General features: G+C 50.6%; 1 protein-coding gene. It reads right to left on the reverse strand.

Annotated elements, in window-relative coordinates:
* On the reverse strand, positions 1 to 241 hold a 241-nt coding region (locus LJE08_RS14205; protein ID WP_227403606.1), incomplete at its 3' end, for a GIY-YIG nuclease family protein.
* Positions 242 to 255: the final 14 nt, after the last annotated feature.

Genomic DNA, 255 nt, shown 5'->3' on the forward strand with positions numbered 1-255 from the left:
TAGCGCGCGACTGATGTTTAAAATGCCATTCCGCACTCAGCGCATCATGCTGATTATCGAACTCCTCATAGTACAAAAGCTTGAGCGGATGGCGTTTCTGCGGTCGGGTATACTTGGCTCCCTTGCCGGATTGATGCATCGCAAACCGGCGCCAGACATCCGTGGAGTAGCCGCCATAAAGCGTGTGATCCGCGCAATAGAGCACGTAAAAATAATAATGCTGCTCAGATATTTGAGCCATTAAGCATCGCCTGC

The organism is Holdemanella sp. DFI.5.55 (assembly GCF_020593575.1).
In the GTDB taxonomy this organism is placed as follows: domain Bacteria; phylum Bacillota_I; class Bacilli_A; order Erysipelotrichales; family Erysipelotrichaceae; genus Holdemanella; species Holdemanella hominis.